This window comes from Micromonospora sp. USAFONa4 (assembly GCF_057197825.1).
In genome coordinates, this window is the sequence record NZ_CM170072.1 from 68,452 (window position 1) to 93,933 (window position 25,482).

23 protein-coding genes are annotated in these 25,482 nt (G+C 75.0%); 7 read left to right on the forward strand and 16 right to left on the reverse strand.

All coding sequences use genetic code 11. The features are described from left to right. The first annotated feature begins 47 nt into the window (after positions 1-47). Complete coding sequence (locus AC0OO9_RS00230; protein ID WP_484514587.1) at positions 48-845, forward strand: siderophore-interacting protein; 798 nt, start codon at positions 48-50, stop codon at positions 843-845. Positions 846-898: 53 nt separating this feature from the next. Here the strand turns inward: AC0OO9_RS00230 and AC0OO9_RS00235 are convergent, their stop codons facing one another. The 4 genes from AC0OO9_RS00235 to AC0OO9_RS00250 form a co-directional block, all read right to left on the reverse strand. Beyond that, a complete protein-coding gene (locus tag AC0OO9_RS00235; RefSeq protein WP_484514589.1) occupies positions 899-1,321 on the reverse strand; it encodes a hypothetical protein in 423 nt (140 codons plus the stop codon). A 113-nt stretch (positions 1,322-1,434) separates the two neighbouring features. Further along, positions 1,435-3,099 (reverse strand): alpha/beta hydrolase, encoded by a 1,665-nt coding sequence (locus AC0OO9_RS00240; RefSeq protein ID WP_484514591.1) that lies wholly within the window; start codon positions 3,097-3,099, stop codon positions 1,435-1,437. A gap of 7 nt (positions 3,100-3,106) precedes the next feature. Further along, positions 3,107-3,409, reverse strand: coding sequence for a WXG100 family type VII secretion target (locus AC0OO9_RS00245; protein WP_484514593.1), 303 nt, complete (start codon positions 3,407-3,409; stop codon positions 3,107-3,109). A gap of 69 nt (positions 3,410-3,478) precedes the next feature. Continuing rightward, positions 3,479-6,493 carry an MXAN_6230/SCO0854 family RING domain-containing protein gene (locus AC0OO9_RS00250; RefSeq protein WP_484514594.1) on the reverse strand — a complete coding sequence of 1,005 codons (3,015 nt, stop codon included), beginning with the start codon at positions 6,491-6,493 and terminating at the stop codon, positions 3,479-3,481. 212 nt (positions 6,494-6,705) lie between these two features. On the opposite strand from AC0OO9_RS00250, the gene AC0OO9_RS00255 reads away from it, so the two are divergent. Continuing rightward, positions 6,706-7,995, forward strand: coding sequence for an MFS transporter (locus tag AC0OO9_RS00255; RefSeq protein ID WP_484514596.1), 1,290 nt, complete (start codon positions 6,706-6,708; stop codon positions 7,993-7,995). Between the two features lie 65 nt (positions 7,996-8,060). Here the strand turns inward: AC0OO9_RS00255 and AC0OO9_RS00260 are convergent, their stop codons facing one another. From AC0OO9_RS00260 to AC0OO9_RS00315, 12 genes are all read right to left on the reverse strand, one after another. Continuing rightward, on the reverse strand, positions 8,061-9,044 hold the full coding sequence (locus tag AC0OO9_RS00260; protein ID WP_484514598.1) for a nitroreductase family protein: 984 nt from the start codon (positions 9,042-9,044) through the stop codon (positions 8,061-8,063). A gap of 2 nt (positions 9,045-9,046) precedes the next feature. Next, a complete protein-coding gene (locus tag AC0OO9_RS00265) occupies positions 9,047-10,150 on the reverse strand; it encodes a GNAT family N-acetyltransferase (protein ID WP_484514600.1) in 1,104 nt (367 codons plus the stop codon). Next, positions 10,147-10,587 (reverse strand): DUF4188 domain-containing protein, encoded by a 441-nt coding sequence (locus tag AC0OO9_RS00270; RefSeq protein ID WP_132239827.1) that lies wholly within the window; start codon positions 10,585-10,587, stop codon positions 10,147-10,149. Before AC0OO9_RS00270 ends, AC0OO9_RS00265 begins: the two co-directional genes overlap by 4 nt. Before the next feature lie 3 nt (positions 10,588-10,590). Then, positions 10,591-12,171: a phenylacetate--CoA ligase family protein gene (locus tag AC0OO9_RS00275; protein WP_484514603.1), complete on the reverse strand. Its 1,581-nt coding sequence runs from the start codon at positions 12,169-12,171 to the stop codon at positions 10,591-10,593. A 94-nt stretch (positions 12,172-12,265) separates the two neighbouring features. Next, the gene (locus tag AC0OO9_RS00280) at positions 12,266-13,069 is read right to left on the reverse strand and encodes a hypothetical protein (RefSeq protein WP_484514605.1); all 804 of its coding nucleotides are present in this window, start codon (positions 13,067-13,069) and stop codon (positions 12,266-12,268) included. Positions 13,070-13,158: 89 nt separating this feature from the next. Further along, positions 13,159-13,911: an alpha/beta hydrolase gene (locus AC0OO9_RS00285; RefSeq protein WP_484514607.1), complete on the reverse strand. Its 753-nt coding sequence runs from the start codon at positions 13,909-13,911 to the stop codon at positions 13,159-13,161. A gap of 128 nt (positions 13,912-14,039) precedes the next feature. After that, positions 14,040-14,594, reverse strand: a complete 555-nt coding sequence (locus AC0OO9_RS00290) for a hypothetical protein (RefSeq protein ID WP_132239824.1) — start codon at positions 14,592-14,594, stop codon at positions 14,040-14,042. 46 nt (positions 14,595-14,640) lie between these two features. Beyond that, positions 14,641-16,290 (reverse strand): glycoside hydrolase family 10-like protein, encoded by a 1,650-nt coding sequence (locus AC0OO9_RS00295; protein WP_484514609.1) that lies wholly within the window; start codon positions 16,288-16,290, stop codon positions 14,641-14,643. Positions 16,291-16,811: 521 nt separating this feature from the next. Further along, positions 16,812-17,219: a DUF202 domain-containing protein gene (locus AC0OO9_RS00300; protein WP_484514611.1), complete on the reverse strand. Its 408-nt coding sequence runs from the start codon at positions 17,217-17,219 to the stop codon at positions 16,812-16,814. Further along, on the reverse strand, positions 17,216-17,614 hold the full coding sequence (locus AC0OO9_RS00305) for a YidH family protein (RefSeq protein WP_484514613.1): 399 nt from the start codon (positions 17,612-17,614) through the stop codon (positions 17,216-17,218). The genes AC0OO9_RS00300 and AC0OO9_RS00305 overlap by 4 nt, the downstream gene beginning before the upstream one ends. After that, on the reverse strand, positions 17,608-18,336 hold the full coding sequence (locus AC0OO9_RS00310; protein WP_484514614.1) for a TSUP family transporter: 729 nt from the start codon (positions 18,334-18,336) through the stop codon (positions 17,608-17,610). Before AC0OO9_RS00310 ends, AC0OO9_RS00305 begins: the two co-directional genes overlap by 7 nt. Before the next feature lie 2 nt (positions 18,337-18,338). Next, positions 18,339-19,214, reverse strand: a complete 876-nt coding sequence (locus tag AC0OO9_RS00315; protein ID WP_484514616.1) for a hypothetical protein — start codon at positions 19,212-19,214, stop codon at positions 18,339-18,341. A gap of 128 nt (positions 19,215-19,342) precedes the next feature. On the opposite strand from AC0OO9_RS00315, the gene AC0OO9_RS00320 reads away from it, so the two are divergent. The 5 genes from AC0OO9_RS00320 (at position 19,343) to AC0OO9_RS00340 (ending at position 25,478) form a co-directional block, all read left to right on the forward strand. Then, entirely contained in the window at positions 19,343-20,125 is a 783-nt protein-coding gene (locus tag AC0OO9_RS00320) for a DeoR/GlpR family DNA-binding transcription regulator (protein ID WP_311411066.1), read from the forward strand. A 225-nt stretch (positions 20,126-20,350) separates the two neighbouring features. Then, on the forward strand, positions 20,351-21,571 hold the full coding sequence (locus AC0OO9_RS00325) for a mandelate racemase/muconate lactonizing enzyme family protein (RefSeq protein ID WP_484514618.1): 1,221 nt from the start codon (positions 20,351-20,353) through the stop codon (positions 21,569-21,571). After that, positions 21,568-23,043: an aldehyde dehydrogenase family protein gene (locus tag AC0OO9_RS00330; RefSeq protein WP_484514620.1), complete on the forward strand. Its 1,476-nt coding sequence runs from the start codon at positions 21,568-21,570 to the stop codon at positions 23,041-23,043. The genes AC0OO9_RS00325 and AC0OO9_RS00330 overlap by 4 nt, the downstream gene beginning before the upstream one ends. A 5-nt stretch (positions 23,044-23,048) precedes the next feature. Further along, positions 23,049-24,155: a 6-phosphofructokinase gene (locus AC0OO9_RS00335; RefSeq protein WP_484514621.1), complete on the forward strand. Its 1,107-nt coding sequence runs from the start codon at positions 23,049-23,051 to the stop codon at positions 24,153-24,155. Positions 24,156-24,182: 27 nt separating this feature from the next. After that, positions 24,183-25,478: an ABC transporter substrate-binding protein gene (locus tag AC0OO9_RS00340; RefSeq protein ID WP_484514622.1), complete on the forward strand. Its 1,296-nt coding sequence runs from the start codon at positions 24,183-24,185 to the stop codon at positions 25,476-25,478. Positions 25,479-25,482: the final 4 nt, after the last annotated feature.

The following is a 25,482-nucleotide window of genomic DNA, read 5'->3' on the forward strand; positions in this document are numbered from 1 at the left end:
AACTTCGCAGCCAGAAGGTGGCTCACGATCCTCGAAGGAGCGACACCATGACCGTCGGCAGCACACTGGTCGAGGCCGAGGTGATCAGGCGCCCGATGCTCGCCGAGGTCGTCGCCAGCCGGCCACTCACGCCTCATCTGCGGCGCATCACCCTGACCGGCGCCGAGATCGACCGCTTCGGCTACGAGGGGCCGGACCACCTGGCGCGGATCTTCCTCGCCCCCACGCCCGACGCCGACCTGCACCTGCCGGACTCCGCACAGTGGTGGCCCGCCCTGCAGGCCATGCCGGCGGAGCGACGACCGGTGGTCCGCAACTACACGGTCCGGCGCCTGGACGCCGGCCGACGCGAACTGGACATCGACTTCGTGCTCCACGGCGACGGCGGACCGGCCTCCACCTGGGCGCTCAGGGCCGCCCCGGGCGACCGGATCGGCGTGCTCAGCGACGGCGCCGCGTACGCCCCGCCCGCCGACACCGACTGGCAGCTGTTCGTCGGCGACGAGACCGCCATGCCGGCGATCACCGCGGCCGTCGAGGCGCTGCCGCCGCAGGCGCGGGCGATCGCGCTGATCGAGGTGGGTTCGGCAGAACACGAGATCGAGGTACGCACGCCGCCGGGCGTCACGCTGACCTGGCTGCACCGGGGCGGCGCACCGGCGGGCGGCAGTGACGTGGTGATCCGTACGCTGCGGGACCTGGCGTTGCCGGCCGGCACGCCGTACGCCTTCGTCGCGGGTGAGTCCGCCATGGTCACGACCGTCCGGCGGCACCTGTGCGCCGAGCGCGGCATCGCCAAGGAGCGCGTGTACTTCGGCGGCTACTGGAAGGTCACCGCGCACTGAACTCCAGTGGCCGTGCGTGCCCGGGCAGCCCGCGGAGGGCGCCGGGAGCCAGCCTAGGCGTTGGCCGGGTCCTCCCCGGCCACGGGCCGGTAGCAGCCAGTCGCCAGGATCAGGGCGACGCGGTCCCGGCTCGCGGTGGTCGTGAGGCTGATCGTGATCCCGGTGTCGGGGTCACGCATCGACACGGCGCCCCGGGTGCCGTCGGCGAAGGTGCGGTCCTCGGTGATCTCGTAGCCCTGCTGCCGCCACATGTCCCGGATGCGCCGCAGCGTGGCGATCTGGTCGGCGGGCGGGACCGGGAGTCCGGCGAAGCCGCTCAACGTCCACCGTCCGTCGTCGGCGATCTCGCCCCGCTGGCCCTGGCAGGGCGAGGTGTTGGTCCGCCAGGCGTCGAGCGTGACGCCGGCGGTGGTGGCGACGGCCCGGGCGCGAGCCTCGGCCAGGGTGCTCACCTCGGCGGCTGCCTTGGTCTGCAACGAATCGTCCTTTCCTGACGAGGGGCCGGGTCCCCCGCCCGCGCAGGCGGTGGCGGGCACCAGCGCGGCCGCCACCGCCACGGCGCGCCACCGGGGCGGGCGGTGACGCGGGGTCATGGGGCCGTGCCGTGGTCGAGGGCGGCCGCCTCGTAGTCGCCGACGATGACGGCCGCCTGGGAGCGCAGCATCTGACTGTTCTGCGCCCAGTATCCGCTGTGGCCGGACGTGTCGACGTGCAGGACGTTGCCGCCGAACTCCGGGTCGTGCGGGGCGGGGCCGTGGATGCCGACGAGGCCGTCGACCAACCATTCCCCGACGACGGGTACGCCGTCGAGCCAGCCGATCGTCTCCTCCGGTCGCGCGACGACGGTGTCGTCGGCCGCGGCACCGGCCCACACGTGTCTCGGGTCGATGTTGAACTCGCCGGCGTTCTCGACGCGCATGCCGGGACTTCCGACGGCGATCATGTCGTCGACGGCGAGGCCGTCGCCGTTGCTGGCGGCCTCGCCGAGGACGGTCGACCCGTAGCTGTGCCCGATGGCGGTGAGGTGGGACGGGCCGTCGTCGTGGGAGGCGCGGAGCCCGTCGACGAAGCCGTCGAGCGCGCGGGCGCCGGCCTCGGACCTGGCGCCGAACACGGCGCTGACGATGTCGAGGTCCACCGACGGGGTGTCGTAGCCGAGCCAGGCCACGACGGAGACGTCGCTGCCGGCGGAAGCAAGCTCGACCGAGGCCTCCCGCAGGTCGTCGGCCCGACCGATCAGGCCACGGATGTCGTCGAGTTCGGTGCCGACCCCGGGAACGAGGACCGCGGTGTGGGCGGCGGTGTCCGGGTTGCCGATCGCGACAGCCGCCTTCCCGTCACCCGCCGGATCGAACGAGAGCAGGTAGAGCCGTTCGTGCGGAGCCGCGTTCTCCGCGCCTTCCAGCTTGTCCAGCAGCATGAGCGCGGCGGCGTGCCTCGGGTCGTCCCGGTCGCGGTGCCGGCCGGTGTCGTCACCGACGAACGTACGCAGCGCCAGTTGGTTCGCCGCGTCGCGGTCCGTGGCGGGCAGCCCGTCGAGTGCGCCGATCCGCTCCGGGTAGGCGGTGAGGTAGACCTGTCGCTCGTCGTCGGACAGGCGGCTCCACCAGGCGTGCACGTCGGCGGGGCTGCTGCCCGGCGCCGGGATGCCGTCCTCGCTGAGCTGGAGCGCCGCGGCGGCGGCGAGGGCGCCGTCGTTGGCCCTGTCGTACGCCCAGGCGAACTGCCCCGGCGCGCCGGCCGTCAACTGGGTCAGGGCGCGGGCGATCCGGCTGTCGGCCTCGGTGGCCTCGGCGACGATCCGCGTGATGAGGTCGGTATGGATCGCGGCGTTCCGGACATGTCGACGGTGCAGCGTCTCCGCGTCCGGGTCGTGCCTGTCCCCCGCCGCCATCGCCGGCGCGGACACCCGCCCGGCCTCGTCCACGGTCAGTCCGAGGGATCGGGCGGCGCCGACGGCCGACTCCAACCGCCGCTGCAGGTCGCCGAACTCCTCCGCCGCTTCCCGCAACACGCTCGCGGCGGTCCGCGTCTGCAGGCTCGCGACCTCGAACTCGTCGTCGAGCTCGCTGAGCCGGCCCATCGCGGCGTTGGCGGCTGGCCCCTGCCAGCCCGAGGAGCGCAGCGGCCCGGTCAGCTCGGCCCCGCACCGCGCCTCCAGCTCCGCGCAGGCCCGTGACAGCTCCGTCCAGGCCTGCGCGGCATCCCGCAGCGGGGCGACGCGCGCCTCGCGCAGGTCCGCGTACGTCACCACCGCGCGGTCACCGCTCGGGGATGTCGAAACGGGCGGCGCTGGCCTCGTCGCTGTAGCGGTAGTCCATCGCGCAGCCCTGCAGAGCGTCGCCGACCTGGGACAGACAGCGGTCCAACCCGGCCAGGTCGTCCGACCACGACCAGCGCAGCTGCTCCAGCGCCGCCCGGGTCTGCCAGCCGGGCAGGCCGGCGACCGCAGCCCGCGTCTCGTCTCCGACGTCGGACACACCGCGCCGCAGGTCGTCCCGCAGGTCGTCGCACACGCGCGACGCCTTCTCCAGCAACTCCGGCTCGACGTGAAGTTCGATCACTGACTGGCCTCCCGCGAAGATCGAAGCGAGCCTACATACCCGCCCCACGCACCGCGCGGATCGGTCGACTCAGCCGGTGCCCAGCCCGGCGAGCACGTCGCCGGCGCGCAGCACCGTCCACGGGTGACCGGGCGTGCCGGTCACCGTCACCACCGTCGAGCCCGGCGCGAGCAGGGCGGGCGCGGGAACCAGGCGGTCGAGGGCGTCGGGGTCGGCGGCGCCGGCCAGGACCGTGCGGCCGGCCAGGTGGGGCGCTACGCGGATCCCGCCGGTGTCCGTCGACGCCGCCGCGCGGACGGCGGCCACGTCGGCCGGCACCTCGGTGTAGGTGCGGTCCGCGTGGCCCACCAGGATCCGGTCGGCGCGCCCGACCGCGTGCCACGCCAGCAGGTCGAGGACCGTGGCGTGGTGGCCGCCCAGGAAGTGCTCCCACTGGTCGGCGGCCGCCCGGGCGAGCTGGTCACCGTGGCGGTCGACGCTGTGGCCGTAGCCACGGCCGGTCAGGGTCAGGTCGGTCCAGAGCAACCGCCGGGAACGCAGGTCCACGACCATCGGCAGCAGCATCCGGGCGTTGCCGCGCAGGTCGAACCGCTGCGCGACCCGGGCCCCGTCGAACTGCCCGCCCCTGGGGAGGGGCAGCATGACGCCGGCGAGCGCCTCCGTGAGGGCCTCGAACGGCACGGCGTTGTAGCTGAGGACGGTCGGCACGGCGTAGTGCGCGCCGCGCTCGGCGAGACGGGCCAGGTGGAGGTCGAGGAACTCGGTGGCCCCGAGCGGAGCCGGGGCGGAGGTGAGGTCGCCGGAGTGGACCGCGCCGTCGCCGGCAAAACGCAGCCGGGTGAAGTCGCAGTGGCCCACCCGCTGCCAGTCCCGGTCGAAGAACACGCAGGACAGGTCGAGGTCGACCCGCGTGGCGCCCGGGTCCTCCCAGTGCAGGAAGAACCGCAACACCTGCGCGCCGGGCAGGGCCCGCACACTGCCCCGGGGCCACCCCGCCAGCTGCGCCGAGGCGGCCCGCTCCCGCGTCGGCGCGGGCACCTCGGCCAGGGCGGCGTCGAGGACGGCCACGTCGAACCGGCCGAGCCGGGCGGCGCGGGCGGTCAACTCGGCGTCGACGAGTCCGCGTACCGCGGTGATCGCCGGCGCGGGCACCGGCGGGCGGCGCTCGGGCTCGGTCCAGGTGGTCACGACGCTGCCGCGGGGATGGAACACCCGCCGGGGCATACCGGGACCGGGACGGCCACCGACGATCCCGGACTCCTCCACGATCCCGGACTCCTCGACGGTGCCGGGCTCCTCGAAGGTGCCACCTCCCGGCGGTGCCTCGGCGGGAGGGGCCGCCTCGCGGGCCGACCGGAGCGCCCCCCGCAGGAAGGCGGGGCCGGCGCCGCGCACGCCCCGCGCGACGGCGCGCAGGACGTCGCCCAGGCCGACGGTGAGCGCCGGAGCGGCATCAACCTGCTCGGAGCGGCGGGCCCGCGCCGCCGCCCGCGCCCGCGCGGTCGCCGCCAGCTCGGCGGCCGTCGCCCGTACCGTCCGGTCGCGGCCGGTCAGTTGAGCCGCCGCCGCGGCGAGCACGCCGGGTGCCACCCGGGCCACGGTCCGGCGCATGGCCGCCTCGACGGCCGCGTACGCCGCCGGATCGTCCCCGGCGACCCGCAGCAGATGGTCGAGCCGGCGCCACAGCTCGCCCGGACGTTCGGTGAGCAGGCGGGCGGCCTCCGCCGCGTCGTCGCCGGTCAGGGCCTCCTCCACGAGGGACGCGTGGGTCCGCACGCGGACCGTGACCGTGCCGTCGGGGTGCCCGGTCGGCACGAGCCGCCGGGGCTCGCGGGCACAGGCCGCCACGATGGCCGCGCCGAGGACACCAGCGCGGGCCGTGCGGGTGCCACGCAGCGCGGCGAAGGCGACGGCCGCCGCCGGGTGCGCGGCCACGTTCTCGTACGGGTGCAGCCGCTCGCCGAGGCGCTTCCAGACGGTCGGGTGCCGGCGCAGATCCTCGGCCGCGCCCGCGGCACCGCAGGCGTCGAGGTGCGCGAGAGCCGCGCGCCGCAGCGGCCGGGGCAGGGCCCGCACCCGGGTGACCGGCACGACGACGGCGGGCTCGTGGGCCGGACGCCAGGCCACGCCCGGAGCCGTGGACTCGTCGGCGCGCCGCGGCAGGACCAGCCCCGGGTCCCCACCCGAGTACGCCCACAGGGTCCGCGCCACGTCCGTCGCGGTCGACCACCGCCGCCGGGCCGCGGCGACCACGTCGCGGTAGCCGGGGGTGCGCGTCGCGGCGTGCAGCGCCCGGGCGACGACCAGCGCGAGGGTCTCCCGGGCGGGCACCACCTCGGGCAACCAGTCGAGGCGGCCCGGCGCGGTGGCGTCCACCAGCACCGCGAGGTCGGCCCGATCGGACTCGCTCAGCGCGGCGGGCCGGGCGACCAGTTCGTCCCGGAGCCGGACCGCGGCGCCGACCGGGTCGGCCTCGAGCCCGGCGAGGCGCATCGGCAGCGGCGGCGCGGCCGGGACGGGGTTTTCGTCGGCGGCCCCGGCCGACGCACCGGCTCGCCGCAGCGGGCGGCGCACCGGGGCCGAGGGCGCGACGATGGGAAGGTAGGTGTCGCCCGCCGCCAGCCTGCGACCGCAGATCGGGCAGGCGGTGACCTGCTCCGGCGGGAAGCACGCCGGGCAGACGGGATGGCCGCACGGGTCCAGCGGCGCGCCACCGTCCTCGCGGCCGCACAGCACGCAGGGCGCGCCGGGCACGGCGAACAGGTGGGTCAGCAGCCGCCGTACGTAGACCGCCTCGACGTCGCGCGGGGTGTCGGGGAACGAACGGTAGAGCGGCAGCATCGGGCGGTCCGCGCCGACCATCTCGTCGAGGGTCGCCAGCAGCCAGTCGGCCCACCGGACCCGCACCGCCGCCGGCAGCCGGGCCGCCGCCGTGCGCAGGTCCGCCTGGAGCAGCCAGCCACGACCGGCCAGGTCGGCCTCGAGCGCGGCCACCCAGGCGACACCGTCCGCAGGGGCGGCGCCCGTGCCCACCACCGCGACCCGGCCGGCGCGTCGCAGCAGCACCACCGCCAGCGGATCCATGCTCGCGCCCTCCCCGTGCGAAGCGGTGGGCGGAGAGTCGCGACGCTAGTTGCCAGGACAGGGTGAGAAGGAAGCACCGCGGGGAGCCGCCCACCGCGGGAAGGATCATACGGCGCAGCCACGGCCATCCTCACCCTGATTCCCGGCCGGCCGACGCCGTCTGGCTCGCCAGGGACAACGCTCGCAGGACGGATCGGACTACCCTCGCCGGTATGAGCCGACGCACCGATCCGGTTCGGCGTCCCCTGTGGCGCGATCGCAACTTCGGCGCCTACTGGGCTGCGCAGTCGCTCTCCGCCGCCGGCGACTCGTTCGCCTACATCGCGGTGCCGCTGCTCGTGCTCCACGCGACCGGGTCGGTCGCCCAGATGGGCCTGCTCACGGCCGCGGCCGGTGCCGCGTCCGTCGGCGCGGGGATCTTCGGCGGCGTCCTGGTCGACCGGTACGACAGACGCAAACTGATGATCACCGCCGACCTGGCCCGGCTGGTGCTCTACGGCCTCATCCCCCTGGCCTGGCTCGGTGGTCCGCAGGTCTGGCTGCTCTTCGTCGTGCTGCCGATCTGCGAGGCCGCGGGCATGGTGTTCCAGGTCGCCGCGGTGACGGCGGTACGCAACCTCGTCGACCGGCCCAGGATCACCGAGGCCAACGGTCGCCTACAGGCGACGTACGCGGCGGCGGCCGTGCTCGGGCCGCTGCTCGCCGGCGTGGTGTCGGCCCGCTTCGGCCCCACGGCGGCCATCGCCATCAACGCGGCCAGCTTCGCCCTGTCGGCCTTCGGCCTCTGGCTGGTGCGGCTGCGGCGGTCCGACGACGGTGCGACGGCCGGGGGCGCGGCGGCGAGCGAGGGCCGGCTGGCCGAGTTCCTCGCCGGTGCGCGGTTCCTCTGGCGGCAGCCCGTGCTCCGCTCGCTGACCGTCCTGCTGTCGGTCTTCATCTTCCTGACGTACGGCTTCACCGACGTCCTCGTCTACCACGTCAAGCACGACCTCGGCGGCTCCGACGGCACGGTCGGCACGGTGCTGGGGTTGGCGGCCCTGGGCACGGTCGTCGGGGCGCTGCTGGTGGCGCCGCTGCGCCGCAGGCGTGGCTTCGGCATCACCTGGATCGGCGCACACGCGGTGTGCGGTCTCGCCATCGTGGGCATCGGCGTCGTCGGGAGCGTACGGGGCGTCACCGTGCTGACGGCGGTGTACCTGTGCGGCGTCAGCGTGGGCGGGATCTGCTCGATGTCGCTGCGCCAGGAGATCACGCCGGACCACCTGCTCGGGCGGGTCACCTCGGCGTTCTGGAGCACGCACTACGCGCTCGGGCCGGCCGGCGCCGCCGTGCTGACCTGGGCGGCGGGCCGCTACGGCGTCACCGCGGTCACCGTCGTCGCGGGGGCGGGGTGTCTCCTGGTCGCGGTCGGCGGGCTGTTCACCCCGATCCGCCGCGCCGGCTCGGAGCCGGTGACCCGCCCGCCGGCGCTCCAGCGGCCCGCGACCAGCCAGGCGTCGTGACCCTGGGATGTGCCCACCCGCACGCCGGGGCCCCGCCCCGCACGTGCCGCCACCATCGCCGGGAGTCAACGCAAACCCTGCCCGGAGCCGCCGAGCCGGCGCGCCGAGGGTGCCGCCGGGCCCACCGGCCGGCCGACCCGGGCCACGTGCAGCAGGCGCTCCGGCGCCACGCCCAGCAGCGAGCCGAGGGCGTCTCGGGTCGCGGCCGTGTCGATGAGCTGGCTCAGCGGGTGCGCCGCCAGCCCGGCAGCGTGCAGGGTCAGCCAGACGCGCGCGACCACCCGACCGAATTCGACATGTGTCGCGTCGTCCGCCCCGGCCGGTCCGATCAGGACGATCACGGCGCCACCGCGTGCGAGCGGGTTGCCGGACGCCGCCGCGAGGACCCGGGGCAGGCCCAGCGGGCGCAGGACCGGGTACGCCGTCAGCGCCGCCCGCAACGCGGTCGCCTCGTGCCCGGACAGGCCCAGGCACCGGTCGGTGAGCCCGTCGGCGTGGTAGTCCGGGTGCGCCGGCGTGAGCCGCAGCCACGACCGCAGCTCGGCGACCACGCTGGGATCCGCGTACGTCTGCCGGTCGGCGGCCCTCAGCAGGCGGGCCAGCCGGCCGGCGTCCGGTACGGCCCGGACGGTCCCGCCCGACGCCCGCGCGACGGCGTCGGCGGCGGCCAGCACCTCGGCGTCCGGGCCGGCTGAGAACCGGCCCCGGTGGGTGCGACGGGTGAGCACCTGCGCCGCGTCGAACGGGGTGTCGTAGCGGTGCGGGGACGCCCGCAGCCAGCCCGCCCGACGGTCGGCCGCACAGTGGTCGGCGACGAAGCGCAGCCGGAGCCCGGCGTCGGCGGCGACGACCAGGCAGGTCTCGACGAAGGCGCCCAGGGACAGCCGCAGGTCCCGGCCGGACGGATCGGCCGCCGGCAGGGTGTGCGCCGGCTCCCAGCCGACCCGGACCGCATCGGGCTGATGGTCGAGGCGCCACGGCTGGGTGTTGTGCGCGCTCGGCGCCCGCCAGCAGAGCGGCGCCAGGGCGCGGAACGCCGCCAGGTCCATGTCTACAGCGCCTTCTCGTAGAAGGTGTACCCGTGCAGCGGCCGGCCGCCCGACGCCCGGTACTGCGCGGCCGAGGCCGGGTTGTCCCGGCCGACGTAGGTGCTGCGCAGCGTGGTGTACCCGCCAGCGTGCAGGTTGCGGCCCAGCGCGCCGGAGAGCAGCCGCTGGTATCCGCGCCCCTGGTACTCGGGCAGCACGCCCTTGACGATCAGCACCGCCTCCCGCCGGTACCGGCGGCGGACCGCCAGCAGCCGGAGCTGGTGGAACAGGTTGAGGTCGCCCCGGACCCGGACGACGAACTCGCTGATGTCCGGCACGCAGAGCACGAACGCCACCGGTTGCCCCGCCCTGGTCAGGTAGAGCAGCAGCGACTCGTCCAGCAGGTACGCGAGCCCGTCGGTCTGCCGGCGCAGCTGCGCGGCGGAGATCTCGGTGTAGTAGCCGAGCTGGGCGAAGGACGCGTTGAGCATCCCGCGCAGCAGCTCGAGCTGCTCGGCGAGGCGCCGGACGTCGCCCCGGTGCACCCGCAGCTCCGCGCCGTCGGGGTCGGTGCCGGGCTCGTCGGTGCCGGGCGGGGCGTCGGCGCCGGCGGGGACCGGGCAGATCCAGGTGTCCGACTGGAACCGCCGGCGGAACCCGTACGTCTCGTAGGCGGTCACGTACCGGGGCGGGTTCCAGGCGCTGTCGATGAAGCCCCGGTCGGCGTAGCCGGAGGTGATGACGCCGCCCGCCTGGTTGGGCAGCAACGCCACCGGCCCGAAGAGCGCGTCCCGGTCGCCGGCGGCGCGGGCGGCGGCGACGATCGCCTCGAACAGCGGTCGCGCCGCCGCCTCGGTGAACTCGGTGAGCCCGAAGAGCTGACACCGGCGGCCGAGCTTGGCGTCGAGGGCGGCGTCGGTGTGCAGGGTGGTGCGCCCGACGACCGCACCGGTTCCGTCGTCGCGCAGCACGTACATCGGCACGCCGTCGCGCCACCACCGCCGCACCTGCTGGCGCGTCGGCGGCACGAAGCGCGGCTCGCCGGCGTACACCCGGTCGGTGAGCGCCAGGAACTCGCGCAGGCCGCGCCGGTCGACGACCCGCTCAAGGCTGCCCGGGGCGGTCATCGCCGCACCGCCGGTCCCACCGTCTCCGAGCCCAGCGGCGTGAACGTCTCGATGTGCCCCAGCTCGGTGGACTCGGCCCGCCACAGGCCGTTGGAGTAGCCGTCGGGTTCGGCGGTGAAGAGCCGGATGAAGCCCGCGGTGGCGTTGCGGTCGCCGTCGGTGAGCCAGACCATCAGCTTGCGGTGGTGGCGGGAGCGGGCGAAGCGCATCAGTGCCTCGCGGTCGGTGAAGAACGCGACGGTGCCGAGGGTGAACGGGAACTCCCAGTACACCCGGTGCCAGCGGTATCCGGACATGCGGCGCATGTCGCGGACCATCCGGCGCCAGGCCGGGAAGAGCCGCAGGATCGCCAGCGGCCCCCGGTAGCGCGTGGCGCCGAAGAACATGGCGCCGGCCTGGGCCCGCGCGGGGGCGCGGGAGAAGTCACGGGTACGCATCGCTCAGCCCTTCAGGTAGACGTTCTTGATCTTCTGCTGTCCGGTGAACGGGCCGGCGCCCGGTTCGTGCAGTTCGATGCGGAGATCACCGGCGGTCGGGTCCTCGGTCAGCGACTGCGCGAAGTCGCGGGAGACGGCCGCCAGGTGCCGGCGTACCCCGCTGCGGCAGGCGGCGGCGAGAGCCTCGCGGTCCGACCCGGACAGCGGGCGGCGCAGTTCCAGGTGGACCACGGGCCGGGTCTCCAGCGCGGCGTCCTCGGCCAGCGACAGGCAGAACCGGCTGATCTCGGCCGCGTACGGGTTGTCGGCGTAGAGGCCGTACTCCACGTCCTGGGGATAGAGGTTGGCGCCCAGGTACGACACCGTCGAGTCGCGCCGGCCGAACAGCAGCAGCACCGGCAGGGTCATCCGCTCGCTGGCCAGCGCCGGGCGGCAGTCGGCCCAGCGCCGCGGGTCGCCGCGGACCAGGTCGAGGATCCGTCGGTACCCGACGAGCAGTGCCTCGTCGCCGACGTTGTACCGCAGCCGTGGTTGCAGGACGTCGGGACCGGTGATCGTGCAGAGCAGTTCCCGGCGCTCGTTGGTCTCCAGGTAGGTGGCCAGCGGGTTGTACTGGAACGCCATGGGCAACCGCTGCTCGTCGGCGCCGAGCAGTGCCGCCCGCAGCTCGGGGTCGTCACGCAGGCGTCGCCGCAGCCACACGGTGAACCGGGTCTCCGCGCCGATGCCGATGGTGAGGTCCGAGGCGCCGTACGCCGACCGGACCCGCAGGAACCGCTCCTCCAGGTAGGCGCGCAGCGCCTCCGTCATCGCCTCTCCCCCGCAGCTGGCGAAGATGCGGTGGCGCGACCAGTCGAAGCCCTCGGCGTCGAGCCGGTCGCGCAGGTGCTTGAGGAACGGCGGGTACGCGGTCACCAGGTAGTCGAAGTCCGGGCCGAACTCGCGCAGCGTGTCGACGATCTTGCCGAGGTCCGGGCCGGTGTTCTTGACCACCGCGATCCGGGCCATCGCGGCGCCGGTCGTCGTCCCGGTCGCCCACGCGCCCATCGAGTAGGCGTTGATGACGAACGGGCGACGCATCGGGAAGACCAGGCTGGTGTAGCCGACGATGTCGCGGTGCACCGCGCGCAGCTCGCGCTCGCCCCGGGGCCAGTTGAAGGGCCGGCCCGACGAGCCGGCCGACTCGTCGACCACCACGCCCCGGGCCGGCAGGTGGCCGCCCCGGCAGCGCCGGGCGGCGTCGAAGGGGACGACGTAGCTCACCTTGTCGGTCTCCGGGAAGTCCCGCAGCCGGCGGCGGGCCCCGGCCGGCCGGGCGCGCAGGAAGGCGCGGTACGCCGGGACGTCCAGCGCGGCGAGCGCGCAACCGGCGCGCGCGTTCGCCGCCGCGAGCAGGTCCAGTGCCCGGTGGTGCCGCCGGGCCGACCACCGCCACGAGGCGGGATGGCTGCCGGCGAGCCGCACCGCCGCCCCGAGCAACCGACCGGAGATCGTCAGACGTGCCCGTCGCCAGCGCTCGCCGGCCGTCAGACGTGGTGCCGTGAGAAGGGACGGATCAGCGTATCGATGCAGCGTCTCGGCCATGTCAGAATCCTCGGCGCCGCCGACCGAGGACGCCTGAGCTGTCGCACCGGTCGACGCTGAGTACCCGCACCCAGCTCGATCCGGGCGCCGGCCCCTACCCGAGGTGGGTGCAGTGCGCGACCGTGGCGTCGTCCGGGACCGGCGCATCGGGGCCGCCGCGGGCACGGGCCTCGGCCTGCCGGACGCGGCGGATGATCTCGGCCGGTCCGTGCGCGCCGAGCAGGTCCGCCACGCCGGACCAGCCGGTCAGGCCGTACGGGCTGACGATGCGGCTGGCGCCGTTGCTGAGCAGCGCGACACCGTTGAGGTCGTCGAGGGGCCGGCTGCCGGTCACCGCCTCCTCCGCCGCGCGCGGATCGTCCTTGGCGATCCAGTAGCCGCCCGGCTGGTTCCGGCGGGCCCGCAGCGCCGCCACGCAGGAGTCCCGAATGCGGTCGTACTCCCGGGTTCCCCTGGGGACGCCGTCCAGAGGTGCCGAGCAGACCCGCCTGGCGGTGACCTCGCGCTCGTCGGTGCGGACCTGCGGGCCACCGCGGACCTGGTCGAGGAGGAGGAAGGAGTCCGCGAGCAGGAGATGGTCCAGGCGACCCCGGTGAGCGCGGACGATCACCACGGTCGCCTGCGGGCTGCCGGGGTCCGTGAGGTCGCAGGTGGCGCGGTGGTCGGCGGCTGTCTCGTCGATCGCGCTGGCGAGGATCGCCGTGAGGTCCCGCCCGTCGTCGCGCGACAGCCAGCCGAGCAGCGCGCCGCCGAGACGGTGCGTGTACCAGGCGACACCGTGGGAGCAGATCGACTCCGTGCCCGGGATGCCGGCGCCGTCCAGCAGCACGGCGGCGCCGGGGACCGCGCCGACGAAGTCCTCGTTCGGCCGGCCGGGCCTACCGGCGCTGGTCGCCATGCTGACGTGCAATCGCGGGCTTCTCTCGGTCGCCCGGCCCGCCGTCGCGCCGCTGAGCGTCGCCGGTCAGGGGCGGGACGGGGAGCCGGTCACGGGGCCAGGCGCTGCGAGATCCAGTCGGCTGCCTGCTCTACCGCCCGCCGGGACTCGTCGGTGTGGTCCAGCATGTCGAACCCGTGCTGCCCGCCCGGTACGTCGATCACCTCCACCCGTGCGCCGGCGTCGCCCGCCGCGTCGAGGAACGCCGCGACCGTCCCGGCGATCTCCTCCCGTTCCCGGCCGACCCGGGTGAGCAGCAGCGGCGGTACGGGCCCAGCCGGCTCGCCGATCGCCGCGCCCGGCGCGAAGCGCGGGTCGACGCCCCAACCCGGCAGCGGCGCGAGGAGCGGGTACGTCAGCGCCACCGCCCGCAGCCAGGAAGGCCGGTTCCGCAGCCAGTCCGTGCTCAGCAGTCCCCCGCCGGAGAAGAACCAGAGGGCGATCCGCCCGCCGTCGACGCGCGGGTCGGCGCGGACCCGCTCCACGGCCGAGGCGACGTCGAGGGCGGCCGTCGCGCAGTCGGTGACGGGGCCCTGCGGACCGGCGACGACGCCCATCCGGTGCGCGACGGTGACGGCCAGGAGACCGAGGTCGGCGAGAAGGCAGCCGTAGCCGCGGAAGACCGGCCAGTCGCGGGGACCCGATGGCAGGTCGGGTGGCAGCGGTCCACCGTGGACGAGGACCACGGCGGGGTGCGGGCCGGCGCCGGCCGGCACGTACCAGTCGAGGTTCGCCTCCCGCTCGGGCTGACGTGCCGTCGGCGTCAGCACGAAGGGACGGAGGAAGCTCGGCGTCTCGTCCATGATCGCAGTCTGGCACGGCTCGGCCACTCTGTGGTGCCCCTGCCGGGCGTCGCGCCGTCGACCGCCCGCCGGCACCCACGCGCCGGGGCGGTCCCTCGCGAGGCGGGCGGCGGCCGTCGCCGAGCGGCTCAGGCCCCGGGGCCGGGCGACCCGGGCGGCGGCAGCGGCAGCTCGACGGCGTCCACTGTCGCGACCCGCACGGCCGAATGCGCCGGCGGCAGCTTGTCGGCCCGCGGCGAACGACTGTGCAGCCGGCCCCGGCCGGTCGGATCCGGCCGCCCGCTCACCTCGCAGGCCACCATCAGGATCGGGGCGGGCGGCGCGGTGAACCGGCCGGCGCCCCAGCGCACCCAGAGCGGGATGCGCCCCGCGTCGGCCTCGGCGAGCAGCTTCTCCCAGGTGCGGCGGCGCGTACCGTGATCGACCTCGACGACGACCGGCGGCCCGTGCGGGCGGGCGCAGGCCACGTCGAGCACCGACTGCTGCGCGGACATCGGCGGCGGCAGCGGCAACACGCTGGACGCCCGCCGGTAGACCCGCCAGCCACGCTCCCCCGCCCAGCCGACCACCGCGTCGATCAGCCGGGCGGTGACCTGGTCCGTGGTCAGGTCGGTGAAGGTGACCGCGTCGAGCCGGTCGGCCAGCGACGCCGCCAGCCGCTCCCCGTCCTCGCCGACCACCACCGCCGCAGGGTAACCGGCGCCACCGGACGTTCCGGCAACCCCCCTCCTACGGCGCCGCGACGGCCACCGGCGCGCTCAGGCGGCCCTCGTTGCCGCTGCGGTCCAGGCCGGAGACGCAGTAGGACAGCGGACGGCCGGCCGGGGCGGTGCGGTCGACCCAGCCTGCGCCCCGGGTGGTGCCGACGAGCCGGGCCGTGCCGCCGTCGACGCGGTAGACGGCGAAGCTCGTGGCGCCGTCCCCGCGCCAGGTCAGCGTCACCCCGCCGGCGCCCGCCCGCCGCGCGTCGGTGACCGTGGGGGCGGCCGGCGGCGTCGCCGGTAGCTGTGCCATCGCGGGCACCAGCGCCGGCCCGGCGTAGTGGGCCGCGCGGTACCGGCTGACCGCGCCGAGCTTGTCGGCGCGTACCTGCCTGGCGCTGAAGTGCACGCTTCCGCTCGCGCCGTGCCGGCGGTTGAGGGCGAGCTGGCGGTCCAGTTCGGCCGGGTCGCGCCAGGCGCCGCGCTCGCCCACCCGGTAGTCGGCCTGGCCGATGTAGAGCTGCACCCGGGTGCCCCGCACCGTGGCCGCCCACCACGGCAGCAGCTTGGCGTAGTCGGCCTTGCCGAAACCGATGTGCCAGTACAGCTGCGGCACGACGTAGTCCAGCCACTGCCGCCGTACCCAGAGTCGGGTGTCGGCGTAGATGTCGTCGTAGCTCTGCAACCCCGCGGTCGCCGAGCCGGCCGGGTCGGTGCGCTCGTTGCGCCAGATGCCGAACGGGCTGATGCCGAACTTGACCCAGGGCTTGATCGCCTTGATCCGTTCGCTCATCTCGCGGACCAGCGTGTTCACGTTGTCCCGGCGCCAGGCGTGCTTGTCGGCGAACCCCCGGCCGTAGCGGGCGAACGTCGCGTCGTCCGGGAAGTCCTGCCCGGCCTCCGGGTACGGATAGAAGAAGTCGTCGAAGTGCACCCCGTCGACGTCGTACCGCTGGACCGCCTCCAGCATCGAGTCCTCGACGAACGTGCGTGCCTCGGGGATGCCGGGGTTGAAGTAGAGGCGGCTGCCGGGCCGGTCGGCGCTGGGATAGGTCACCACCCAGTCGCGGTGCCGCCGCAGCGGGTGCGTCGGCGCGAGCCGGTCCAGCCTCGGGCCCGGCCCGCCCACCGTGGCCGGCTGCCCGCCCCGGTACGGGTTGAACCAGGCGTGGAACTCCAGGTTGCGGGCGTGCGCCTCGGCGACCATGAACTCCATCGGGTCCCAGCCCGGATCGCGGCCGTCGCGGCGCCCGGTCAGCCACTCCGACCACGGCGCGTACGCCGACGGCCAGAGCGCGTCCCCGCTCGGGCGCACGTGCACGAAGACCGCGTTGTGGTGGTGGCGCACCGCCAGGTCCAGCCAGCCCCGGAACTCCGCCCGCGCCGCCTCGGCCGACAGCCCCCGCCGGCTCGGCCAGTCGATGTTGTTGACCGTCGTGATCCACATGCCCCGCAACTCGCGGGGCGCCTCGGTCGGTCGGCCGGCGCAGGCGGGGGTGCGATCCGCCGGGGCGCCCCCGAAGGGGGTCACGGCGCCCTGCTCCGACACCGCGCGTCCGCCGTCGACCCGGTCCCGCAGCGACCAGGCGCCGAGCGCGGCCGCCACGGCGAGCGCGGCGACCACCGCGACGGATGCCTGGGTACGACGGCGGCGGGCGGGCGACTCAGCGGCGGGCATCGCCCCAGTCTGCCCAGTCGGGCCCCACCTGGCGAACCGGTTGGACCGTGAGTGGACGGTCGGCCGAGGGCCGGGCGCCGAGGCCGTGGCGGATCAGGCCGGGTCGTCGCCCTCGAATGCTCCGGAGCGGCGCGTCAGGAACGCGACGCCCGCCTCTCGTCGGCGGTGCCGGAGTCGCCGTCTGCCGAGTCGAACGGGGTGCGCATGCGGGTCATCGCGGCCGCGCTCACGTCCACCGCTAGCCCGCGTTCGCGGTCGGTGTCCCTGTCTCCCTCTGATTCGAAGGGATTCAGGGCGGGCGGCGTCAGGTCTGCCAAGACGTACTCCAAGATTTCACAGGGCGGCGCGCAACGTCTTCGGTGGCAGCTGCGGGCCGGGCGGGAACGCGGGTGGTCGGGGCGCGTGATGGGCCGTCGCATACCCGCTTCGGACAGCCTACCGCTCCCCCGCCCCGCCGCCGAGGCGAGGTTGCGGCGACCGAACGTGCCGGAGACGCGACCGCGCCGTCACCGGCCCCGCGCTCACGGGATCGACGACGGCGTCTCGGTGGTCAGCACGGCCGCCGCCGCGGCGAGCCCGAGGAGGCACGTGAGCCCCGCGACGCCGGCCATCCGGCCGGCCCGCGGCACGACGGTCGCCGGCACCGGGGGCGACGTCATGCGGTGCGGCGGGACGCACCTGGCGAGGGCGAGCGCGCCCACGCACAGCGCCGGTGCCGCCACGGCCGGATAGGCCCAGCCGCCGAGCAGCGGGGTGAGCAGTCGCGCGCCGACGGCACCCGCCACCAGGAACGCCGCCGCCGTGCGCCGCCAGGCCAGCATGGTCCGCTCCAGTTGCAGGCCGGGGTCGCCGTCCAGGCGAGGGGGTGTCCCGGGTGGACCCGCCGACGCCGGGCGGTCCCCGTCGCGGGGTGCGGCGGACCGGCTCACCGGACGAGGCCGACCAGGATCAGTCCGGCCGCCAGGACCAGGCCCAGGCCGAGCGGCAGCGCCAGCGTCGGTGGCGGCAGGCTCCGACCGAGGCGCAGCGCCGCCTCCGTACGCAGCCAGCCGATCCACGCCTGCACCGGGGCCGCGGCGCCGAGCACGATCAGCACGACGGCCGCGGCGCGGCGCAGCCCGGGCGCGATGGGCAGGGCCAGCGCCTCCAGGGCGATCCCGGCCGCGAAGAGCGCCAGCGACGTGCGGATCCAGGCCAGGAAGGTGCGCTCGTTGGCAAGGCTGAACCGGGGGTCGGGATCGACGCCCCGGTCGAAGACCCGGCCGGGCCACCGGCGTCGCCCGGGCGTCCGCGCGGAGGTCCCGTCGTCCGTGTCGACTACCACAGGGCGCTCACTCCCTTTCCGACGGCGATGACGCTGCCGATCAAGGCCAGCCCGATGACCGACCCTCGGGCCCGCTCCTCTGGCAGCCAGCGGGACAGGACCTGACCTCCGGCGATGCCGACGGTCATCGCCACGGCGCAGGCCAGCAGCAGGGGCCAGGACAGCGCCGGCGTGCCCTTTGCTGCCAGCGACAGCACGTTGGTGACCAGGCCGACGACCTGCACGGTCGGCACGAAGCTGCGCTGGCCCCACTCGGTGCTGACCGCGTAGACGGCCAGGGGCGGCCCCCCGGTGCCCGCGGTGGTGTTGAAGAAGCCCGAGGTGAAGCCCGACAGTACCGGCCCGGCCCGGCCGCGCAGGAAGCGCAGCGGGTTGCCCCGGGCGACCCAGGCGACGGAGATCGCCGTGATCGAGCCGACGCCGATGAGCAGCAGCGGACCGGGCAGGGACGCCACCACCCAGGCGCCGAGGGGGACGGCGACCACGACGCCGACGATCATCTCCACGGCCAACCTGCGGTGCAGCGCCCGGAAGGTCGCGGCCAGCACGACGAGGTTGATCGCGGCGGAGAGCAGGTTCGCCAGCACGACACCGGTGAACGGGCCGAGGATGATGACCAGGAACGGCGCCGCGACCAGCGCGAAGCCGAGCCCGGTGACCCGCTGCATGGCCGCCCCCAGGGCGACCGCCACCACCGCGAGGGCGGCGCCGAGGAGGGCCACCGTCAGCGGGACACGGCGTCGTCAACCACGTCGCAGAGGCGGCGCAGCCGGTCCACGGAGATGGTCCGCAGGTCGTCGGCCATCGTCGGGCTGCCGACGACCGACGCCCAGATCGCCCGGCCCGCCAGGAAGCCCGACGCCCCGGCCTGGCAGGCGAGGCGGACGGCGTCGGGGAAGAGTTCGGCGGGTACGCCCGACGACAGCACCACCCAGGGACCGGCGATGGACTCGCTCAGCCGGGAGCAGCCGGCGACGATCTCCGCCGGGGTGCCCTGCCCGGCGGTGGGGACCTCGGCCTTGTAGAGGTCGGCACCGAGCGAGCCGAGTTCCCTGGCGGCGGCGAGGATGCCGGCGTCGTGGTCGAAGGCGCCGCCCTGGCGGGGGGCGCGGGACACCGGCTCGATGATGCTGACGAGTCCGTTGTCGCGGCACCGCCGCACGAAGTCCGTCACCAGGGCGATCCGGGGGGCGGGGTCCTCGTCGGGGCGCCAGAGCACGAGCAGCTTGAGCGCCTTGGCGCCCTGGGCGCGTACGGCGGCGGGGTCGACGTCGTCGTCGATGGCGACGTCGGCGACGAACTCGGTGGGGCTGGCGGTGAAGCGGTCGGCGGCGGCGATCAGGGCGCACTCGGCGGCGACGGCCTCCTGGGCGATGACGGCGTCCCAGCCGAACTGCTTGTCGACGAGGATCGCCGAGGCGTACGGGCTCAGCGCGCGGGCCGCCGCGACCTTGAACTCGGTGATCTGCTCGTCGGTCACCGGCTGGCTCTGGTGGGCGGCGAACATCGCCCGCAGGGCCTCCCGCTGGTCGACGGCGAGCATGGCGTAGCCGCCGGAGGGGCGGGCCAGGACGGTGGGCGACACGGTGGCGACGGTCATGGGGTACCTCCCAGGATTACCAAAGGACGTTGGCAACGTACCATCGGATGGTGGAAAAATAACATCCCTCGGTTGCTCTAAACTCTCCACCGAGCCCCGTGGGGTGACATCCGGCAGGAGGGCCCGGCGTGAGCGTGCAGACGTCCCGTTACGAGAGCGCCCCCCGGCGCCGCACGCAGATCATGGCCGCGCTGCGGCGGGCGGGCTTCCTCTCCGTGGCGGAACTCAGCGCCCAGCTCGGCGTCTCGCAGATGACCGTGCGCCGCGACCTGCGCCAGCTCGCCGAGTCCCACGAGGTGACCCTCGTGCACGGCGGGGTCAGCCTGCCGCCGGGCGGCGTGGCCGGCCCCGGCTTCGCCTCCCGGGCGCAGACCCACACGCAGGCCAAACTCGCGATCGGGGCGGCCGCCGCCGCCCTGGTGCAGCCCGGCGACACCATCGGCATCGACAGCGGGACCACCGCCGCAGAGGTGGCCCACGCCCTGCCCGCCGAGTTCGAGGGATGCGTGGTCACCCACTCGGTGCCGGTGCTGGGGCACATGCTGTCGCGTCCGCGCGCCCGCGTCATCGGGATCGGCGGCGAGCTGCTGCACGACAACCAGGCGCTGGTCGGCTTCGCGGCCCTGGACCTGACCCGCCGCCTGCGGATCCGGATGCTCTTCCTCGGCGCCGGCGCCGTCGACGAGCGCGGGGTCTACGTGCGCTCGGAGATCGAGCTCAGCGCCAAGCACGCCCTGATGGAGATCGCCGACGAGATCGTCCTGGTGGTCGACGCGAGCAAGCTGACCGCCACCGCCCCGGTGCAGGTCTGCGGGCTCGACCGGATCGACACCGTGGTCGTCGACGCACCCCTGCCCGAGGCGGTCGCGACGACTGTGCGGCGCAACGGCATCCGCGTCATCACCGCCTGACCTCCCGGCCCGCCCCCGCCACCGGCCGCCGGACCGGCGGGCCCAGCGGTCCAGGCAGCCCACCAGCAACGCCGCGCGGCGACGCGTCCCGTTGCGGGGCGCGTCGTCCTTTTTCGCCCGCCACCGCCGGTCACCGGGACGACCCAGTTTGTTTCCAGCCCTTGACGGGCTGATGAACGCCGGCTAGAACTGCATGCAGTTCTTCACAGATGTGAGAGAGGCCTCATGGGACTCAGCGGAGATCTGCGGCACGCCCCGGACGCGGCCGAGCAGGCCGGCCCGCCGGCCGGGAAGGCCGGCGCCCCGGTGGGCGCCGTGCGGCTGCCCGACGTCCCCGTCGCCGACGTGCGGTGCCGGGTGTTCCGCGCCCGGCCCGCCGAGCAGATCGCGATGTCCTTCGCCCCCCTGACCCACCGGGTGATGGTGCTGGTCGAGGTCGAGCTGGCCGACGGTTCGGTCGGCGTCGGCGAGAGCTGGGCCAACTACCCGTCGTGGGCCTGGCGCGAGCGCGTCGCCACGATCAGGGAGGGCGTGGCGCCGCTGCTGCGCGGCACGCGGCCGGCCGGGCCCGCCGACGCGCAGCGGGCGCTGATGGCGAAGCTGGGTCCGCTGGGCCGCCAGTGGGGTGCGCCCGGCCCGATCCACCAGGCGGTGAGCGCGGTCGACATCGCGCTGTGGGACCTGGCCGCCCGGCACGCCGGGCGGAGCCTGGCGTCGCTGCTCACCACGCACCCCCGCACCGAACTGCCCGTCTACGGCTCCAGCCTCGGCCCCGCCGGGGTCGCCGAGACCGCGGCGCACTGCGGGGCGCTCGGGCTGACCGCCGTGAAGGTCAAGGTCGGCTTCGGCCGGGACCGGGACCTGGACAACGTCCGCACCACCCGGCGCGTCCTCGGCGACGGCGCGCAGATCTTCGCCGACGCCAACCAGGCGTGGTCGTTGCCCGAGGCGCTGCGGATGCTGCCGGCGCTGGCCGACCTGGGTGTCGCCTGGGTCGAGGAGCCGCTCGCCGGCGACCGCCCGGAGGAACTCGACGAACTCGGCGCCCGCACCGGCATGCCCCTGGCCACCGGCGAGAACCTCTACGGCGCCGCGGCCTTCACCCCGTACCTGCGGGGCAGCGGGGTCACCATCGTGCAACCGGACCTCACCAAGGTCGGTGGGATCAGCGAGTACCTGACGGTGCTCCGGGCCGCCGAGGCCGCCGGCAAGACCGTCAACCCGCATCTGTACAACGGCGCGATCGCGACCGCCGCGACCGTGCAGGTGGCCGCCAGCAGTCCGGCGACGTCCCTCGTCGAGTGGGACGTCCGGTCCAACCCGCTGCGGCAGGCCGCCGACGAGTTCCTGACCGCCCACGGCACGGTCACCGTGCCCCACCGCCCCGGTCTCGGTATCGACCTCGATCCGGACCAGCTCGACCCGTACGAGGAGCAGCTATCGTGACCGATTCCCCGATCGTCGACGAGGTCCTGGCAACCCCGAGCGCGGTGCGCATCGGCGGCCGGGCGGTCCCGGGCGCCGTCACGGGGGCGCCCACCCTGCCCGTCGTCGACCCGTCCACCGGGACGGCCTTCGCCGAGGTCGGCACCGGCGGCTCGGCCGACGCCGCCCGCGCGCTCGCCGCCGCCACCGCCGCGCTGCCGACCTGGGCGGCCACCCCGGTGGCGGAGCGCGCCGCGGCCCTGCGGGCCATCGCCGACGACATCGAGGCCCTGGCGACCCGCCCGGACTGGGCCGGGCTGATCACCCGGGAGACCGGCAAGCGGCTCGCCGAGTCCACCGCCGAGCTGGGGCTGACCGTGACCTACTTCCGGGTCATGGCCGACCTCGTCGAGCGGCAGGAGGAGCAGCGGCTGACGGTGGTGCCGCAGCACGAGCACCGGGTCGCCGCCCGGCCGGTCGGGGTCGCGGCCGTACTCACCCCGTGGAACTTCCCGGTCTCCATCCCCGCCCGGAAGATCGCACCCGCGCTCGCCGCCGGCTGCCCGGTGCTGTTCAAGCCCTCGGAACTGGCACCGCTGTCGTCGATGGTGCTCGCCGCGGTGTGCGAGCGGCACCTGCCCGACGGGGTGCTCGGCACCGTCCTCGGCACCCCGGCCGACGTGGTCTCCCCGTGGCTCGCGGCGCCGGCGGTGCGGGCGGTCTCGTTCACCGGGTCGACCCGGGTCGGTCGCCTGGTGGCCACCGAGGCGGCGCCGCGGTTCCTGCGTACGGTGATGGAGTTGGGCGGCTGCGCGCCGTTCGTCGTCCTCCCGGACGCCGACCCGCAGGCCGCGGCGCAGACCCTGATGGTCGCCAAGTACCGCAACAACGGCCAGTCCTGCATCGCGGCCAACCAGATCCTGGTCGCCCGGGAGGTGGCCGGGGAGTTCGTCGAGGCGTTCGTCGAGGCCACCCGCGCCCTGCGCGTCGGCGATCCCCGGGACCCCGGCACCGACATCGGTCCGCTCGCCCCGGCCGGCGACCCGGCGCGCATGGCCGCTCTGGTCGACGAGGCCGTCGCCCGGGGCGCCCGTGCCGTCGCGCCGCACGGCCCGGCACCGTCCGCCGGGCACTATGCCGCCCCGACGGTGCTGCTCGACGCGCCCGTGGACAGCCTCGCCATGACCGGTGAGATCTTCGGACCGGTCGCGCCGGTGCACGTCTACGACGATCTCGACGCGGCGTTGGCGGTGCACCACGCCACGGGCTACGGGCTCGCCGGCTACGTGTGCGGCACCGACCTGGACGCCGCGCGGGCGGTCGCCGACCGGCTGCGCGCCGGCATCGTCGGGATCAACACGGGCACGCCGAACACGCCGTGGGTGCCGTTCGGCGGGCTCGGTGACTCGGGCGTCGGCTACGAGGGCGGCCGGCCGGGCCTGGAGGCGTTCCAGACCCACCTCAGCGTCGCCTCCCGCCCGGTGGGGGCCTGAGCGTCATGCGCCTGCTCATCGGCCAGACCGGCGCGCCGACCGCCGTCGTCAACGCGAGCCTGCGCGGCTTCCTGGAGGGCGCCGAGGGCCATGAGGTCCTCGCCCTGCGCGGGGGCCCCGACGGTCTCGTCGACGGCCGGCTCACCCCGGTCACCCTCGCCGACGTCCCGCCCGCCTGGACCCACCGCGGCGGGTCCTGGCTCGGCGCCGGCCGCCGGGCGGTCACCGGCGGCGACCTCGACGCGGCGGTCGCGACGCTCGCCGAGCACCGCGTCGACGGAGTCGCGCTGATCGGCGGCAACGGCACGATGGCGCTGCTGCGGGCCCTCACCGAACGCGCCGAGCAGGCCGGGTTGCCGCTGTACACCGCGGGCATCCCCAAGACCGTCGACAACGACCTGGTCGGCGTCGACCACTGCCCGGGATTCGGCTCCGCCGCGCGCTACCTGACCCGGGTCGTGCCCGACCTCGCCCGCGACCACTCGGCCATGCGGTCGATCGAGCCGGTACGCATCGTGGAGACCCTGGGCCGGTCGGTGGGCTGGCTGGCGCTGGCCGCGACGTGGCACCGGGAGGACCCGGCGCACGCACCGCACCTCGTCCTGCTGCCGGAGGTGCCGTTCGACCGGGCCGACTTCCTGCGCCAGGTCGACGACGCCCTGCACGCGCACGGCCGCGCGTTCGTGGTGACCAGCGAGGGCGCCGCCCGCGAGCTGACCGACGAGCCCTTCGAGGCGGCCAACCACACCCGGATCCTGCTGGGCGGGGTGTCCCGCCGGCTCGCCGCGCTGGTCACCGCCGAACTCGGGGTCGCCGCCCGCGGCGAGGTCCTCGGCATGGTGCAGCGCTCGGCCGGCGCCCTGGCCGGCGACGTCGACCGCCGGGAGGCGACCGAGGCCGGACGGCACGCCGCGCGGCTGCTCGCGCACGGGCGCAGCGGGCTCATGGTCGGCCTGCACCGCGTCGGCACCGACCCCTACGCCGCCGGGTACGACCCGGTGCCACTGGCCGAGGTGGCCGGCCGCACCCGACCGGTACCCGCGCCGTGGCGCACGACCGACCCCGCCGACCTCGGCGACTTCCACGACTGGCTGACCCCTCTCATCGCCTGAGTGACCCCTCCATCGAAAGGCAGGCACATGCGGCACAGGTACCTGAGCGCGGCGCTCGCCCTGGCCCTGGTCGGCGGACTCACCGCCGGCTGCGGCTCGGACTCCGCCGGCTCCGCCAACGAGATCAACCTGATCATGTCGAACCACCCCTGGCAGCGGGCGATCGAGCCGTTGATCGACGACTTCGAGAAGGAGTCGGGCGTCACGGTGAAGGTCCAGACGTTCGCCGAGCAGCAGATGCGCGACAAGGTGCAGCTCAACCTCCAGTCGCGCAGTGCCTCGATGGACGTGTTCATGACCCTGCCCTCCCGCGAGGGCCCCCAGTTCGCCAAGTCCAACTACTACGAGCCGCTGGACGACCACGTCGCCAAGGCGGGGGCGGACTACGACGTCGACGACTTCCCGGCCGCCGTACGGGCCGGCATGACCGTCAACGACAAGCTGATCGCCGCGCCGATCAACGTCGAGGGCGTGGTGCTGTACTACCGCACCGACCTGTTCGACAAGTACGGCGTCACGCCGCCGAAGACGCTCGACGAGCTGACCACCGCCGCCGAGACGATCAAGCAGAAGTCCGGCGGCAGCGTCACCCCGATCGCGTTGCGCGGGCAGTCCGCGGCGCTGCCGTTCACCTTCGGCCCGTTCCTGCACTCGCAGGGCGTGAGCTGGACCAAGCCCGACGGCACGCCCAACTTCGACGACCCGAAGGCCATCGAGGCGATCGACCGCTACGCCACCCTGGCCCGCGAGTACGGCCCGCCCGGCGTCGTGAACAACACCTTCACCCAGTCCTCGGCCCTGTTCGCCGCCGGCAACGCCGCCATGGAGCTGGAGTCGAGCAACGAGGTCAGCAGCATCGTCGACCCCAAGACCTCCAAGATCGCGGACAAGATCGGCGTGCTCGACTTCCCGGCCGGCGCCGCCGGCTCCAAGACCACCGTGCTGTCCTGGGGCCTGTCGGTCTCCTCGTTCTCGAAGAACAAGGACGCGGCGTGGAAGTTCGTGCAGTGGGCCACCAGCGCGAAGACGCAGCTGGAGCTCACCAAGTCCGGCATCGCCCCGCCGCGCACCTCGGTCAGCCAGGACCCGGCCTACACCGCCACCCTCAACACCGAGACGCTCAAGCAGTGGAACGCGGCGCTGACGAAGGCGCAGACCGACGGTGACACCGAGGTCGGGCCGGTGGGTGTCGCGGCCCCCGAGATGCGCAAGGTCATCGGCGACGCGGTCGGCACCGTGATCCTCGGCCGGGCGAGCGCCGAGGAAGCGGCCAAGCAGATCCAGGACGGCCTCACCCCGCTGCTGGCGAAGAACAGCGAGTAGGAGC